This window comes from Tabrizicola sp., from assembly GCF_030694085.1.
In the GTDB taxonomy this organism is placed as follows: domain Bacteria; phylum Pseudomonadota; class Alphaproteobacteria; order Rhodobacterales; family Rhodobacteraceae; genus Tabrizicola.
This window is the reverse complement of sequence record NZ_JAUXZE010000101.1, coordinates 1-13,781: the sequence shown is the minus strand read 5'-3', so window position 1 is coordinate 13,781 and position 13,781 is coordinate 1. Positions and strand designations below refer to the sequence as shown.

General features: G+C 62.1%; 13 protein-coding genes. 12 read left to right on the top strand and 1 reads right to left on the bottom strand.

Annotated elements, in window-relative coordinates; genetic code table 11:
* Positions 1-217 precede the first annotated feature (217 nt).
* The 12 genes from Q8M85_RS22660 (at position 218) to Q8M85_RS22605 (ending at position 12,714) form a co-directional block, all read left to right on the top strand.
* The gene (locus Q8M85_RS22660) at positions 218-547 is read left to right on the top strand and encodes an H-NS histone family protein (RefSeq protein WP_305549129.1); all 330 of its coding nucleotides are present in this window, start codon (positions 218-220) and stop codon (positions 545-547) included.
* A gap of 505 nt (positions 548-1,052) precedes the next feature.
* Positions 1,053-2,852: an NAD(P)/FAD-dependent oxidoreductase gene (locus tag Q8M85_RS22655; protein WP_305549126.1), complete on the top strand. Its 1,800-nt coding sequence runs from the start codon at positions 1,053-1,055 to the stop codon at positions 2,850-2,852.
* Positions 2,853-3,231: 379 nt separating this feature from the next.
* Positions 3,232-4,398, top strand: coding sequence for a transporter substrate-binding domain-containing protein (locus tag Q8M85_RS22650; protein WP_305549123.1), 1,167 nt, complete (start codon positions 3,232-3,234; stop codon positions 4,396-4,398).
* Positions 4,395-5,006: an ANTAR domain-containing response regulator gene (locus tag Q8M85_RS22645; RefSeq protein ID WP_305549120.1), complete on the top strand. Its 612-nt coding sequence runs from the start codon at positions 4,395-4,397 to the stop codon at positions 5,004-5,006. Before Q8M85_RS22650 ends, Q8M85_RS22645 begins: the two co-directional genes overlap by 4 nt.
* Before the next feature lie 14 nt (positions 5,007-5,020).
* Positions 5,021-6,259: an urea ABC transporter substrate-binding protein gene (locus tag Q8M85_RS22640; protein ID WP_305549117.1), complete on the top strand. Its 1,239-nt coding sequence runs from the start codon at positions 5,021-5,023 to the stop codon at positions 6,257-6,259.
* 99 nt (positions 6,260-6,358) lie between these two features.
* Positions 6,359-7,222: a branched-chain amino acid ABC transporter permease gene (locus tag Q8M85_RS22635; RefSeq protein WP_305549115.1), complete on the top strand. Its 864-nt coding sequence runs from the start codon at positions 6,359-6,361 to the stop codon at positions 7,220-7,222.
* Entirely contained in the window at positions 7,219-8,352 is a 1,134-nt protein-coding gene (locus Q8M85_RS22630; RefSeq protein WP_305549113.1) for an ABC transporter permease, read from the top strand. Before Q8M85_RS22635 ends, Q8M85_RS22630 begins: the two co-directional genes overlap by 4 nt.
* On the top strand, positions 8,349-9,062 hold the full coding sequence (locus tag Q8M85_RS22625) for an ABC transporter ATP-binding protein (protein ID WP_305549111.1): 714 nt from the start codon (positions 8,349-8,351) through the stop codon (positions 9,060-9,062). The genes Q8M85_RS22630 and Q8M85_RS22625 overlap by 4 nt, the downstream gene beginning before the upstream one ends.
* Positions 9,055-9,759 carry an ABC transporter ATP-binding protein gene (locus Q8M85_RS22620; RefSeq protein ID WP_305549109.1) on the top strand — a complete coding sequence of 235 codons (705 nt, stop codon included), beginning with the start codon at positions 9,055-9,057 and terminating at the stop codon, positions 9,757-9,759. The genes Q8M85_RS22625 and Q8M85_RS22620 overlap by 8 nt, the downstream gene beginning before the upstream one ends.
* 28 nt (positions 9,760-9,787) lie before the next feature.
* Positions 9,788-10,777 (top strand): acetamidase/formamidase family protein, encoded by a 990-nt coding sequence (locus Q8M85_RS22615; protein ID WP_305549107.1) that lies wholly within the window; start codon positions 9,788-9,790, stop codon positions 10,775-10,777.
* A gap of 126 nt (positions 10,778-10,903) precedes the next feature.
* Positions 10,904-12,220, top strand: a complete 1,317-nt coding sequence (locus tag Q8M85_RS22610; RefSeq protein ID WP_305549104.1) for an acetamidase/formamidase family protein — start codon at positions 10,904-10,906, stop codon at positions 12,218-12,220.
* 191 nt (positions 12,221-12,411) lie between these two features.
* Positions 12,412-12,714 (top strand): hypothetical protein, encoded by a 303-nt coding sequence (locus tag Q8M85_RS22605; RefSeq protein ID WP_305549102.1) that lies wholly within the window; start codon positions 12,412-12,414, stop codon positions 12,712-12,714.
* A gap of 187 nt (positions 12,715-12,901) precedes the next feature.
* On the opposite strand, the gene Q8M85_RS22600 is transcribed toward Q8M85_RS22605, so the two are convergent.
* Positions 12,902-13,781: DUF2493 domain-containing protein (locus Q8M85_RS22600; RefSeq protein WP_305549099.1), on the bottom strand; the 880-nt coding region annotated here is incomplete at its 5' end.

Sequence of the window (13,781 nt, the reverse complement as noted above, 5' to 3'; positions counted from 1 at the left end):
AAAGACAGACTTTGCCAAATCCACGCCAATCATAGTATCCATTATATGCCGTCCTCTCCGTTTTGTGGCTCTGAACACCACAATCTTGGCACATCGCGATGCCGTTTGGGGAGGGCGGCAACCATTCCATCTGCCCTATCGCGATGAACTCCATGGGAGTTGCGATAACGCTACCGGACGGCTATCCCGGGGGCATCATTCAGGACACGAGGGCCCAATGGCTGATTTCAATCTCGCAGCGATGTCGCTCAAGGAACTGCGGCAATTGCAGAAGGACCTCGCCAAGGCGATTTCCACCTATGAGGACCGACAAAAGCCGGAAGCCCGCGCCAAGCTGGAAGCCATCGCTAAGGAGATGGGCTACTCCCTCGCCGAACTGATCGGCGCCGAGGTCAAAGCCACCCGTGCGCCGGCCTTAGCGAAATACCGACACCCTGAGAACGCGGCTCTCACCTGGTCTGGCCGTGGCCGAAAACCGAATTGGTTCATCGACGCTTTGGTAGATGGAACGGAGCCGGAGGATCTGGCTATCAGCTCATTGGCGTGATGCCGCTAGGATGGGCCAAACCAGCCGATCGTGGGTGAGCGCTAGCTCGTGCAGAGTGCGGAAGCGATCACACGATTATCGCAAGCAAGCCACGACCTGGCAGCAGGCCACACGATGAATCGTAAGACCAAGTGATCCGCGCTACACGAAACGTGACCATGGGTCTCGGAATTTTGATTAGGTAATATTTGAGGTTGCAAAGGGCGGTAAATGGTCGTTCACATATCGTTCCGCATGGACCCAAACAGGCCCGCCCTTGATGACATTTCCTTGACCTTTCGGCGACGGAAGGTCGTTGGAAGGCTGCAGGTACGGAGTGCTCCGCGTGGGGTCGTGACTACGAGATTCCAGTGCAAAGCGCGCCATCGGCCGGGACGAGTTTGCAAAAGGCCATCGAGACGCGTTCCGTTTCTCGCCCACCCAACAACCACACGACGCGATATCCTTTGGTCTTGCGCTCGAACTGCGGCACCTTGCGCTAGGGAGAACTTGAGGGAGGACACCCATGCTAGATTCCACGGCGACTGATCAGGTCTCGGCGGTCCTGTCGGACTTCGGCGATGCGCTTGTTGCGGGCGACATCGACCGTGCCACGGCCATGTTTCAGGAGGATTGCTACTGGAGAGACCTTGTCACCTTTACCTGGAACATCAAGACGGTCGAAGGCCGGTCGGAAGTAGCCGACATGCTGCGGCATCAGCTGGCCACGACCAAGCCGTCGAACTGGCGGATTGCCGAGGGCGAAACGGCGTCCGAGGATGGGGGTGTGACCACCGCCTGGATCAACTTCGAAACGGGAGTTGCGCGCGGCTACGGGCTGATCCGGTTGAAGGACGGCAAGATCTGGACACTTCTGACCTCGATGGTCGAACTGAAGGGGCATGAGGAGCCTATCGGTTTTGACCGACCGCTGGGCGCCAAGCATGGCGCGGACAAGCATCGCCCGACCTGGAAGGAAGAGCGCGAGGCCGAGGCGCGCGAGCTTGGCTATACGAAACAGCCCTATGTGCTGATCATCGGCGGCGGTCAGGGCGGCATAGCCCTTGGCGCGCGGTTGCGGCAGCTGGGCGTGCCGACGATCATCGTAGAAAAGAGCGACCGCCCCGGCGACAGCTGGCGCAACCGCTACAAGTCGCTGTGTCTGCATGACCCGGTCTGGTACGATCATCTGCCCTATCTGCCATTCCCGCCGAACTGGCCGGTCTTTGCGCCAAAAGACAAGATCGGCGACTGGCTGGAGATGTACACCAGGATCATGGAGCTGAACTACTGGACCAAGACCACCTGCAAGCACGCCTCATACGATGAGGCCACCCAGGAATGGACCGTGGTGGTGGACCGCGACGGCAGCGAAGTGACGCTGAAACCCAAACAGCTGGTTCTGGCCACGGGCATGTCGGCTAAGGCCAATATGCCCAAGTATCCCGGGATGGAACGGTTCAAGGGCGATCAGCACCATTCGTCAAAGCACCCCGGCCCTGATGCCTACAAGGGCAAGCGTGCCGTGGTGATAGGGTCCAACAACTCGGCCCATGACATCTGCGCGGCGCTGTGGGAAAATGACGTCGATGTGACGATGGTGCAGCGGTCCTCGACCCACATCGTGCGGTCTGACACGCTGATGGAGATCGGCTTGGGCGGGCTTTACTCCGAGCAGGCGGTGCAGGGGGGCATGACGACGAACAAGGCGGACATGATCTTTGCAAGCCTGCCTTACCGCATCCTGCACGAGTTCCAGATCCCGCTCTACAATCAGATGCGCGAACGGGATGCCGATTTCTACGCCGGGCTGGAGAAGGCCGGGTTCTGGTTGGACTGGGGCGATGACGGCTCCGGTCTGTTCATGAAATACCTCCGGCGCGGGTCGGGGTATTACATCGACGTCGGCGCCAGCCAGCTGATCATCGACGGCAAGATCAAGCTGGCGCATGGCAATGTGAAAGAGATCACCGAAGATGCGGTCGTGTTGGAAGACGGCACGGTGCTGCCCGCGGATGTGATCGTCTATGCCACGGGCTACGGTTCGATGAACGGCTGGGCGGCGGACCTGATCGGCAAGGATGTGGCCGACAAGGTGGGCAAATGCTGGGGGCTTGGGTCCAACACGACCAAGGACCCGGGGCCTTGGGTGGGCGAGCAGCGCAACATGTGGAAGCCGACCAAACAGGAAGGGCTGTGGTTCCACGGCGGCAACCTGCACCAGTCGCGGCACTATTCGCAGTTCCTGTCCTTGCAGTTGAAGGCGCGGATGGAGGGCATCCCGACCCCGGTCTATGGCATCCCCGAGACCCATCTGCTGAGTTGAACCAACGTCGCCCCCCGACTTTTGGCGCGGGGGGCGACGTGGCCAGCTCTTGGTCCTGACCTGGAGTCTGCAGGCCGGTGCCCATAGGCTATGGCTTGCGCCTGACCGGAACGCGGAACATGCACTGCCCGAAATTGCGCCAAACCCCGTTTGACCCGCCTACTCTATCGGCGCCTGCAGTTACTACGGAAGAATGCAGTCGCGCGCACCACTCGGGCCACATGATTTCTTGACGGAATCAACGGCGCGTGTATCGTTGAGTTCGTGGCGCTTGATCTCAATGGCGAGAGAGCCGCAGTCTCATAACACTCATACCGACATGGCCGGATGGCAACGTTGCCCCAAGCGCTGATGCGCCTGGGGTTTGACTGCTTTGGAGATGCAATTGGGTACGACACCTGTTCCCCTGGGGCTGATGTTCTCGCAGGAAGGTCCCTATGCTGCTGTCGGCATGACGATGCTGCGCGGGGCGCAGCTTGCGGTCAGCGAAATTGGCGCGGACCCGGCCTATGACTTGCGCTTTGAGGTGCATACGGTCGATCCTGCCGGTCGCAACGATGGCTATGTGGCAGGCGCGCAGGCGTTGCTGGCGGTGCCTGGCCTGACCCATGTGGTGGGGTGCTACACGTCCTCCAGCCGCAAGGAAGTGCTTCCGGTGTTCGAAAAGCTGGACGCCGTGCTGTGGTATCCGTCGCACTACGAAGGCTTCGAGACGAGCGAGAACATCGTCTACACCGGTGCCGCCCCGAACCAGCACGTCGTGCCCCTGACCCATTACATTCTGTCCGAAGGCGGGCGGCGGGCCTTCATGGTAGGGTCGAACTACATCTGGGCGTGGGAAAACAACCGCATCATGCGCGAGATCCTTGGCCGCAACGGCGGGCAGGTCCTGGGCGAGCGCTATCTGCCGGTTGACGAGCTGGACGTCGACGAGATCGTCGATCTCATTCTGCGGCATCGGCCAGATTTCATCTTCTCCACCCTGATCGGCGAGTCGGCCTATAGCTTCATTCGCTGTCTGCGCCGCAAATGCAGCGAGGCCGGTCTGGACCAACCTGGCGATCTGCCAGTGCTCAGCTGCAGTCTGGCCGAGTTCGAACTGCCCCTGATCGGCGACGCCTGCGATGGCCATATCTCGTCCAGTGTCTATTTTTCGTCCGTCGAGACCGAGGCCAACGTCAGGTTTCTGGCTGCGTGGGAGCAGCACTATCCGGGCGTCGGCCCGACCTCGGCCGATGCCGAAGCCAGCTACATCGCCGTTCACATGCTGGCCCGCGCCATCCAGCGCGCAGGGAGCTCGGACCCGAAGGCCGTCCTTGCCGCACTGAACACGGTATCCTTCGAGGCGCCGCAGGGGTCGGTGCAGATCGATCCTGAGAACCGGCACTGCTTCCTGTGGCCCCGCATTGGGCGGTCGCGCCGCGATGGGACGTTCGAGATCCTGCACAGCAGCAACAGACTGGTCCAGCCCGATCCTTATCTGGTCTGGGAGCCTTTGGCGCTGGCAACCTTGTCGAGCGAAAAGACGCTGCGGGTGGTGTCATGACCTCGCAGATCCGGTCGAATTTTCGCGGCGCTCGGGCTTGGGTGGCCCTGCCGGAAGATCGGAACCGCGAGGTTCTGGTGCGCACGCTGGAACGCCTGGGCCTGCTGGTTTCCGAACGCGGCCCCGACGCCACCGACTTCGTCGCCGGCATGCATGATGTGGTTTTTGTCGACGCCGACCAGGACTTCATGTTGCTGGATTCGGATGTCCCTCACATTGCCCTTATCGGGATGGAGGCCCCAAGCCGACTGGCGCGCGTGGTCCGCCACCGCGCGGCATCGGTGCTGATGAAGCCGGTTCGCGCCACCGGCATTTTCACGGCCCTGTTTCTGGCATTCAACGAACACTCCATCCGCCAGCGCGAGCTGATGGACCGCGAGACCCTTTCACGCCGCGCCGAGGGGCGTCGGGCTGTGGTGAAGGCCATCCTCAAAATCATGAAAGACGACGATGTTTCAGATGATGAGGCCTATCGAAAGATGCGTGTGGCCAGCATGGCCAAACGCATCTCGATCGAAGAATTCGCGGCCGAAATTCTGGCCGCGTCCACGTCCCCCATGCGTCTCGCCGGCACAGCAGCGCATGAGCGGAAAACCAAACAACCATAACAAGGAGGTCTACTATGCCCAGTGGAAGACAGTTCGTAAAGGCCATGCGCCTTGGGGGGGCCATCGGCGTCCTGACGGCATCCGTCGCCTTGGCGCAGGACGCCATCAAGATCGGCGTGCTAGAGGATCAGTCGGGCGATTTTGCCGCGGCGACGATGGTCAAGGTGAATGCGATCACGCTTGCCGCCGAGGAGATCAACGCGGCTGGCGGCATCGGGGGCCGCCCCGTTGAACTGGTGGTCTATGACACCCAGTCCGACAACACCCGCTACCAGGAGTTCATGCGCCGGGTCCTGCAAAGCGACCAGGTCGACGTGGTCTTTGCCGGATTCTCGTCCGCCTCGCGCGAAGCTTACCGCCCGATCGTCAACCAGTTCGACGGGCTGGCCTTCTACAACAACCAGTACGAAGGTGGTGTCTGTGACGCCAACATGATCGTCACGGGCGCGGTGCCGGAACAGCAGTTCTCGACCCTGATCCCGTGGATGATGGAGAAGTACGGCAAGAACGTCTACACGCTGGCCGCCGACTACAACTTCGGCCAGATCTCGGCCGAGTGGGTGCGCCAGATCGTCGAAGAGAACGGCGGTACAATGGTCGGCGAAGAGTTCATCCCGCTGGGCGTCTCGCAATTCGGCCAGTCGATCCAGAACATCCAGGCCGCCAAGCCCGGCTTCGTGGTGACGCTGCTGGTCGGTGCGGCACAGGCGTCCTATTACGAACAGGCGGCAGCCGCCAACGTGAACCTGCCGATGGCCTCGTCCGTCAACGTGGGCCAGGGGTATGAGCACAAGCGCTTCACGCCGCCCAGCCTGAAGGACATGTACGTCACCACCAACTTCATCGAGGAAGTCGACACGCCAGCCGCCAAGGCCTTTGTCGAAAAGTTCCGCGCCCGGTTCCCGGATGAACCCTACATCAACCAGGAAGCCGCGAACTCGTACATCGCGATGAACCTCTACAAGCTGATGGTGGAACGCGCTGGTACGACCGACCATGCGGCCCTGCGTGCGGAAATCGCCAAGGGGGACGTGTGCTTTGACGGGCCTTCGGGCAAGGTTTGCCTGGACCCGAAAAGCCAGCACATGTCGCACACGATCTTTCTGGCCAAGGTCGAAGCCGATCACAGCATCAGCTTTCCCACCGTCTGGGAAAACATCGAGCCCTACTGGCTGGGTGAAGCTGGCTGCGACCTGACCAAGAACGACCCGAGCGCGCAATACACGCCGTCCAGCCCGCCGCCGCAGCAGTAAGCCCACCATCCCGGGGGGCGGCGTCGCCCCCCGGTTCCTTCCTTCCACATAGCCGCTTCGCTGCTGCGGCGTGCGGACTTCGACAAGGAGACGGCAAGAGTGTTGACCCTGTTCTCGTTCCTCTTCCAGTTCGGCGATGCCTTCGCTTTCCTGGTGATCGCGTCGATGGGGCTGGCCATCATCTTCGGGATGATGGGGGTCATCAACCTTGCGCATGGTGAATTCATCATGTGTGGGGCCTATACGACCGTCAGCCTTGCCCAGCTGGGACTGCCGTTGCCCCTGGCCATCCTGGGGGGATCGCTGGTGGCGGGCCTGATCGGGATGGTGCTGGAGCGGACGATCATCCGGCACCTCTATCACCGACCTCTGGATTCCATCGTCGCCACCTGGGGGCTGAGCATGATCGCGACGCAGGGCGTCCTGATCGCGCTGGGGTCCACCATGCAGGGCGTGGGCACGCCCCTTGGCAGCTTTACCGTCGGCGGGTTTTCCTATTCGACTTATCGTGTGGTGTTGATGGGCATCGCGGTTCTGCTGCTGGTGGGGCTGTATCTCGTATTCTACCACACCCGCGCCGGGGTGATTGCGCGGGCCACGATCCAGCTGCCGCGCATGGCACGGGCAACTGGCGTGGACACCGGCAAGGTCTACACACTTACATTCGGACTTGGGGCCGCGCTTGCGGGCCTTGCGGGCGGGCTTTACGCGCCGACCATGACCCTTGTTCCCACCATGGGCGCGACCTTCATGGTCGAAAGCTTTGTCACGGTGGTGATCGGCGGAGGTGACATCTTCCTTGGTGCTGCCCCCGCGGCGGCCATCCTGGCCGTGATCCGGTCGGGCATGACGGCATGGCAAGGCCAGCTCTTCGGTCAGATCGGGCTGTTGATCACCGTCATCATCGTCATCCGGTTGCTGCCCGGCGGGTTGTCGGGCTGGATCCTCGGAGGCCGCAAATGACCCGGCCCGAGGTCAATTCGGACCTGAACCGAGGGGCGTCGCTGATCGACGCGACGCCGAAACAGCAGCGCAACACGCTGGCGCTGTGGCTGTCGCGGCTGGAGGGCCCGCAGACCTTGGGTAGTGGCCGGTGGTTCTGGCTGACCCTGGCATTAGCCGTGCTGGCGGCGGTGATCTATCCGCTGTTCGTCGACGGCTGGACGGTAGGAAACACGGCGTACTTCCTGGTCTGGACCTTCATGGCCATGGGGCTGGGGGTGATCTGGGGCTATGCCGGGTCACTCTCCTTTGGACAGACTGCCTTCTTCGGGTTGGCCGGCTACGGCTACGGCGTCCTGACGCTGAACTTCGGCGCGGCCTACGGGTTCACCCTGCTGGCGCTGGCACTGTCGGTCGGCCTTGCCGCGCTGCTGGCGGTGGTGCTGGGTTACTTCATGTTTTACGGCCGCGTGCAGGGCGTGTTCATCGGCATCGTCACCCTGTCGGTCACGCTGGTGTTCCAGGCCTTCATGGCGCAGACCGCCGGGCCGGAATGGGCGATTGGCGCCGCGCGCCTGAACGGGTTCAACGGCATGTCCGGCATGCCGCCCCTGACCATCCCCTGGCCGGGGGGCGACGTGCTGCTTTACGCCGACATCGCGCTTTACTACGTGCTGCTAGGCCTGATGCTGGTGGTCTATCTCGGCCTGCGTATGCTGTTGAACGCGCCCTTCGGCAATGTGCTGGTCGCCATCCGCGAGAACCCCGAACGGGCCGAGATGCTGGGCTATGACGTGCGCCGCTATCAGCTGCTGGGCTTTGTGCTGGGCGGAGCCTTGGCGGGCCTGTCGGGGGTGCTCTATACCGCCTGGGGCCAGTACATCACCCCCAGTTCCATGAGCATAACGGCCGCCGCACTGCCGGTGATCTGGGTGGCTTTCGGCGGGCGCAAGGATGTGACGGCCACGTTGATCGGCACGCTGGTGATGATCTTCCTTTACCAGTGGCTGACCATCTACGGCAGCCAGTATGCCATCGTGGTGATGGGGGTGATCCTTGTCCTGACGGTGCTTTTCGCGCCCGAAGGGATCGTGCTGTCACTGATGCGCTGGATTTCCGCTCGCCTCGCATCCACGGGAGGCCGCCCATGATCCTGCGGACCAACGGCCTGTGCAAACGCTTTGGCGGTGTGCATGTCGCACGCAACATCGACTTCGGCATCGAAGCCGGTGAGATTCACTGCCTGATCGGACCGAACGGGGCGGGGAAATCCTCTCTCTTTCGGCTGATCCTGGGGGCGCACCGGCCTGACAGCGGCAGCATCCTCTTCAAGGATGAAGACGTGACCCACCTGCCCTCCTTCGCCCGCATACGAAAGGGGATGAGCGTAAAGTTCCAGGTGCCCGGCATCTTCAAGGACCTCAGCGTCCGGCAGAATCTGGTGATTTCTTTCCAGCACCACCTGCACGGCCATGATCTGGAGGCGACGATCCAGCGCGTGCTTGCCTTTGCAGGACTGGAGGGTCTGGAAGACAAGGCCGCAGGCACTCTGTCGCATGGCCGTCAGCAATGGCTGGAAATCGGTATGGCGGTCGGGGTGGAACCGAAGCTTCTGCTTCTGGATGAGCCGACAGCCGGAATGTCGCCGGAAGAAACCCGCCAGACGGGCGAAATGCTGCGCAGCCTGAGTGCGCAAGGCGTGACCATTCTGGCGGTGGAGCACGACATGTCCTTCGTGCAGCAGATCGCCGACCGGGTGACGGTGCTGCATTTCGGCGAGATCTTTGCGCAAGGGTCGGTTGCGGAAATCATCTCGCATCCCGGCGTGGCCGACATCTATCTGGGGGCGTCCGATGAGTGACATGCTGAAGGTCACCGATCTGCGCGCAGGTTATGGCGGCGAGCCGGTGTTGCAGGGTGTGTCCCTGCGCGTCGGCAAGGGCGAAATCGTTGCAGTGATCGGTCGCAACGGCGTGGGCAAGAGCACGCTGATGCGCACGCTGATCGGGCTCTTGCCGGTCGGGGCGGGCCAGATCGAATTTGCCGGGCGCGAGGTGAACAAAGTTACTGCACAGGCCCGCGCCCGGATGGGCATCGGCTACATCCCGCAAGGGCGCGACGTGTTCCCCCGCCTGACGGTCCGAGAAAATCTGCTGGTCGGAGAGACGGCAAGGCGCGGCGGCACTCCGGATTACGACAAGGTCTACGAATTCTTCCCGATCTTGAAAGAGCGCGCCCGTCAGGCCGCTGGTACGCTTTCCGGTGGGCAACAACAGCAGCTTGCCATCGGGCGGGCCATGGTTGGCGGGCCCGACCTGATGCTGCTGGATGAGCCGTCCGAGGGTATTCAACCGTCGATCGTCAAGGATATCGCCCGCAATATCAAGCGGTTGAACGCGGAAACCGGGCTGACGGTTCTTTTCGTCGAACAGAACCTCGACCTGATCGTCAACCTCGCGCAGCGTGGCTTTGTCATCGACAAGGGCCGCATCATTGCCGAGGTCGGCCCAGAGGACATCAAGGATCGGGAGAAGGTGAAGAAATGGCTGGCATTGTAGGAACATCGCATCAGAAGGGAGACTGGGCATGAGCTGGTTTGATGCCTCGGTAATGTCAAAAAAGGGCGTGGCGCTGGGAAAACCCGGCAAGAGCCACTTCATCGGAATCAAGGATCAGGGCACGTTTCATTACGTCTACGGCCCCTATGCGAAACCCGTGTTGGAGGTGGAGCCGGGCGCAGTGGTGACGGTGGAAACCCACGACGCCTTCGAGGGCAAGATCACCTCGGAAAGCGACCGGCCGTCGGAGATTCTGAACTTTCCGTTCCTGAATCCGCAGACCGGACCGATCTACGTGCGCGGCGCCGAGAAGGGGGATTGCCTCGCGGTCAAGATCATCTCGATCAAGCCGCGCGGGCCGCAGCCAGTGGGCACGACCTGCCTTCTGCCGGAGTTTGGCGGGCTGGTGGCAACGGGTCAGACCGCGATGCTGAACGCGCCCCTGCCGGAAAAGGTCAAGAAGGTGCGGCTGGATGAAGACGGGGTCTACTGGTCCGACAAGATCACCCTGCCCTACGAGCCGTTCATCGGCACCATCGGCACCAGCCCCGAGATCGAGGCGATCTCGTCACTGGTTCCGGACTACTACGGCGGCAACATGGATCTTCCCGACGTCAGGCCTGGCGCGATCATCTATCTGCCGGTCAACATCGCGGGGGCGTTGCTCTATCTTGGCGATTGCCATGCCATTCAGGGCGATGGCGAATTGTGCGGTGTGGCCATGGAAATGCCCGCCACCGTGCAGTTGCAGGTTGATCTCATCAAAGGTCATACCATCGGCTGGCCGCGGCTGGAAACCGAGACCAGCATTATGACCATCGGCAGCGCCCGCCCGCTGGAAGACGCGGCGCGCATCGCCTACCGCGAACTGGTGCGCTGGATCGATCAGGAAACCGGGATGGGGCAGGACGAGGCCTACATGCTGCTGACCATGGCCGGAAAGGCCCGGCTGGGCAACATGGTGGACCCGAAATACACCATCGGGACCGGCATCGCGAAGAAATACATCGGGTTGTAACCGTCGCGACATGCCGCCCTGGCGGGTGAACCTCGCCAGGGCGCCGGGGCCTCATGCGCAAGGCTTGCTGCGCGAAAGCACCGTCCTAGGTTCAAGTCAAACAACAAACACGTCAGGGGGATGACCATGCCGGATGGCAGCAACACTCCGTCACGCCGCAGCATCGTGGTGTCCGAATTCACCAACAGCGTGCTGGACCCGGAAGCCCCTATGCTGGGCCCGGTGGAAAATGGCGGCACCATCATCGCCAATACCGCGCCGGGCTGCTGGGGGCCGATGATCACGCCGTCGTTGCGCGGCGGCCATGAGGTGACGCGCCCGGTCTACGTTGAAGGGGCCGAGGTCGGCGACGGCGTCGCCATCCGCATTCGCGACATCACAGTCACCTCGATTGCCACAGCATCGGGACACGACTCCTCGCCCGAGGGGTTTTGCCTCGGCGACCCCTATGTCGCCGGACGCTGCCCGGTCTGCGACACAGTCTGGCCGGAAACCCATGTAGAGGGGATCGGGCAGCAAGCCGTCAAGTGCAACACCTGCGGCAATGCGGTAACGCCCTTTGCCATCGTGCATGGCTACACTGTCACGTTCGACGAAAGCCGCTCGGTTGGCCTGACGCTGCCGCAGGCCGCGGCCGAGACCATTGCGCGCGATGCCAACCACTATTCCGCCTTGCCGGACCAAAGCCGCCAGCACTCGATCCTGACATTTGCGCCGTCGGACATGCCCGGAACACTGGTGCGGATGCGCCCCTTCATGGGCCAGCTTGGCACCTGCCCGTCGATGGCGATGCCGGACAGCCACAATGCCGGTGACTTCGGGGCCTTCCTCGTCGGTGCGCCGCATGAATATGCCATCACCGCCGAACAGCTGGCCCAGCACAAGACCGACGGTCACATGGACATCGACGCCGTGCGCGCGGGCGCCATCATCGTCTGCCCCGTCAAGGTGCGGGGCGCCGGTGTCTACATGGGCGACATGCACGCCGGACAGGGTGATGGCGAGATTGCCGGGCATACGATGGATGTCGCGGGCAGCGTGACCCTGCAGATCGAGGTGGTAAAGAATTACCCGCTTGATGGACCCGTCCTGTTCCCGCTGGAAGAGGACCTGCCTCCGATGGCACGGCCCTTCACTGCCGCCGAGAAGGCCAAAGGGCTGCGGCTCGCGGCGAAATGGGGGGTGGCCGAGATTGAACCGCTGGCGCCCATCAGCGTGATCGGCACGGCCGCCAACCTGAACCTTGCCATCGAAAACGGGCTGGAACGAGCGGCCAGGCTCTTGGGTATGACCATCGCCGAGGTGCGGAACCGCGCCACCGTGAACGGTGCAATCGAGATCGGGCGCGCCCCGGGTGTCATCCAAGTCACATTCCTGGCGCCGCTTGCCAGAATTGATGCCATCGGTTTGGGTGAATTCGCGCGGGAGCAGTATGGACTGTGAGGTCTGCGCGGTCCAACGTGCCTGCACGTCCGTTCTGCGGGCAGTGTGATACCGGTTTGGATAGACCTGCTGACCTGTATCACTCATTGCCGAGTGCCGCTCAGTGACAGTGAACGACGATAGTCAGATAAAATGACAGGCCTGCAACTAGATGCAAGCAAAGGTGTTGCGATCGGGCAAGGGTAGCAGCCTTGAAGGATCGTATCAGGATCCTTAACTTCGAAAAGAGCAGCGAATGTTCGGTCCTCATGAACATCGCTCAAGCACTGAGACTTCATAATGCGCAAGCTGTCGAGATAGTTTGCGGCGCGGTGGTCAAGCAGGTAAATGCGAGCCCCAGCTATACAGGACAGGATTGTCCGGCGATGGGCCCGGGTTGCGTCCGTGGGAAACTTTCGGCCGACGAAATCAAATTCATTGCCCGGCCGACCAGTCTCGAGGAAACGCCCAAACTGCAAAGCGATCGTTTTATAGAGGATCATCGATGGTCCTAAGACAGGTACGGGTAAGGGAACTAGCGTTCGTGCGTCAGAGAAAACTCATCTGCCGACGATAGTAGTGCAGTTCGACGGCAGCAAGCTTGCGTCGGTTCCGCTTCGGCAAGCCCTGCAGCACTTGCTGCAATGAATGCCTCTGGAATCAGTCCCGACCAATGCTCGATGCCCCGAGGAGTCAGGGGGCTCACGCCCCCTTCTCGAACTTCATGACCGGGATACCCAGCTTCTTGGCCTTGTCGGCGAGGTTCTCCTGGATGCCATTGCCCGGGAAGACGAGGACACCCACCGGCAGCACATCGAGCATGGCGTCGTTGCGCTTGAAAGGAGCGGCCTTGGCGTGCTTGGTCCAGTCGGGCTTGAAGGCCACCTGCGTCACGCCCCGCGCCTCGGCCCATTTGGCGGCGATCAGTTCCGCGCCTTTGGGGCTTCCGCCGTGGAGAAGGACCATGTCGGGATATTTGGTCCGGACCTGATCCAGCTTGCCCCAGATCAGGCGGTGATCGTTGAAGTCGGTCCCGCCGGTGAGGGCGACTTTGGGGCCAGCGGGGAGCATCACCTCAGTCTCCGCGCGGCGCTTGGCGGTGAGGTAATCGCGGCTGTCGATCAGCGCTGCGGTCATGTGCTGGCGGTTCACCATCGAGCCGGTGCGGGGGCGCCAGGTCGATCCCGTGTGATGGACGAACTCGGTGGCGGCGTGATCGCGCATCATGTCCATGCAGTTGCGCCGTTCGATCAGGGTCAGGCCTTCGGCCGTCAGGCGCTCGAGTTCGGTGGATTTCACCTCGGAGCCGTCCTGCTCGCGCTGGAGGCGGCGCTGCGCCTGTTCGTTTTCATCGAGTGACCGCTCGATCCGGGCCGTCGCGCGGTGGAAGAGGTTGACCTGGCCCCAGAGCACCTCTTCGAGGTCGGGCTCCATCCGGGTGTCTTCCAGGGTCGCGACGAGGGCATCGAAGATGTCGGCGACGGCGACCGCGAGGCGCTGCCCATCGGGCATCGGGCGCGGATCGGGCTCGTCAAAGGGGCGGTAGCCATAGAGCTGCAGCTCGTCGAGCGCATGGGCGGTC

Excerpts from the sequence above, each read along its gene's own strand:
- Q8M85_RS22625 (WP_305549111.1), top strand. The coding sequence starts at position 8,349 with ATGATCCTGCGGACCAACGGCCTGTGCAAACGCTTTGGCGGTGTGCAT.
- Q8M85_RS22630 (WP_305549113.1), top strand. The coding sequence starts at position 7,219 with ATGACCCGGCCCGAGGTCAATTCGGACCTGAACCGAGGGGCGTCGCTG.
- Q8M85_RS22620 (WP_305549109.1), top strand. The coding sequence starts at position 9,055 with ATGAGTGACATGCTGAAGGTCACCGATCTGCGCGCAGGTTATGGCGGC.
- Q8M85_RS22660 (WP_305549129.1), top strand. The coding sequence starts at position 218 with ATGGCTGATTTCAATCTCGCAGCGATGTCGCTCAAGGAACTGCGGCAA.
- Q8M85_RS22645 (WP_305549120.1), top strand. The coding sequence starts at position 4,395 with ATGACCTCGCAGATCCGGTCGAATTTTCGCGGCGCTCGGGCTTGGGTG.
- Q8M85_RS22610 (WP_305549104.1), top strand. The coding sequence starts at position 10,904 with ATGCCGGATGGCAGCAACACTCCGTCACGCCGCAGCATCGTGGTGTCC.
- Q8M85_RS22615 (WP_305549107.1), top strand. The coding sequence starts at position 9,788 with ATGAGCTGGTTTGATGCCTCGGTAATGTCAAAAAAGGGCGTGGCGCTG.
- Q8M85_RS22650 (WP_305549123.1), top strand. The coding sequence starts at position 3,232 with ATGCAATTGGGTACGACACCTGTTCCCCTGGGGCTGATGTTCTCGCAG.
- Q8M85_RS22640 (WP_305549117.1), top strand. The coding sequence starts at position 5,021 with ATGCCCAGTGGAAGACAGTTCGTAAAGGCCATGCGCCTTGGGGGGGCC.
- Q8M85_RS22655 (WP_305549126.1), top strand. The coding sequence starts at position 1,053 with ATGCTAGATTCCACGGCGACTGATCAGGTCTCGGCGGTCCTGTCGGAC.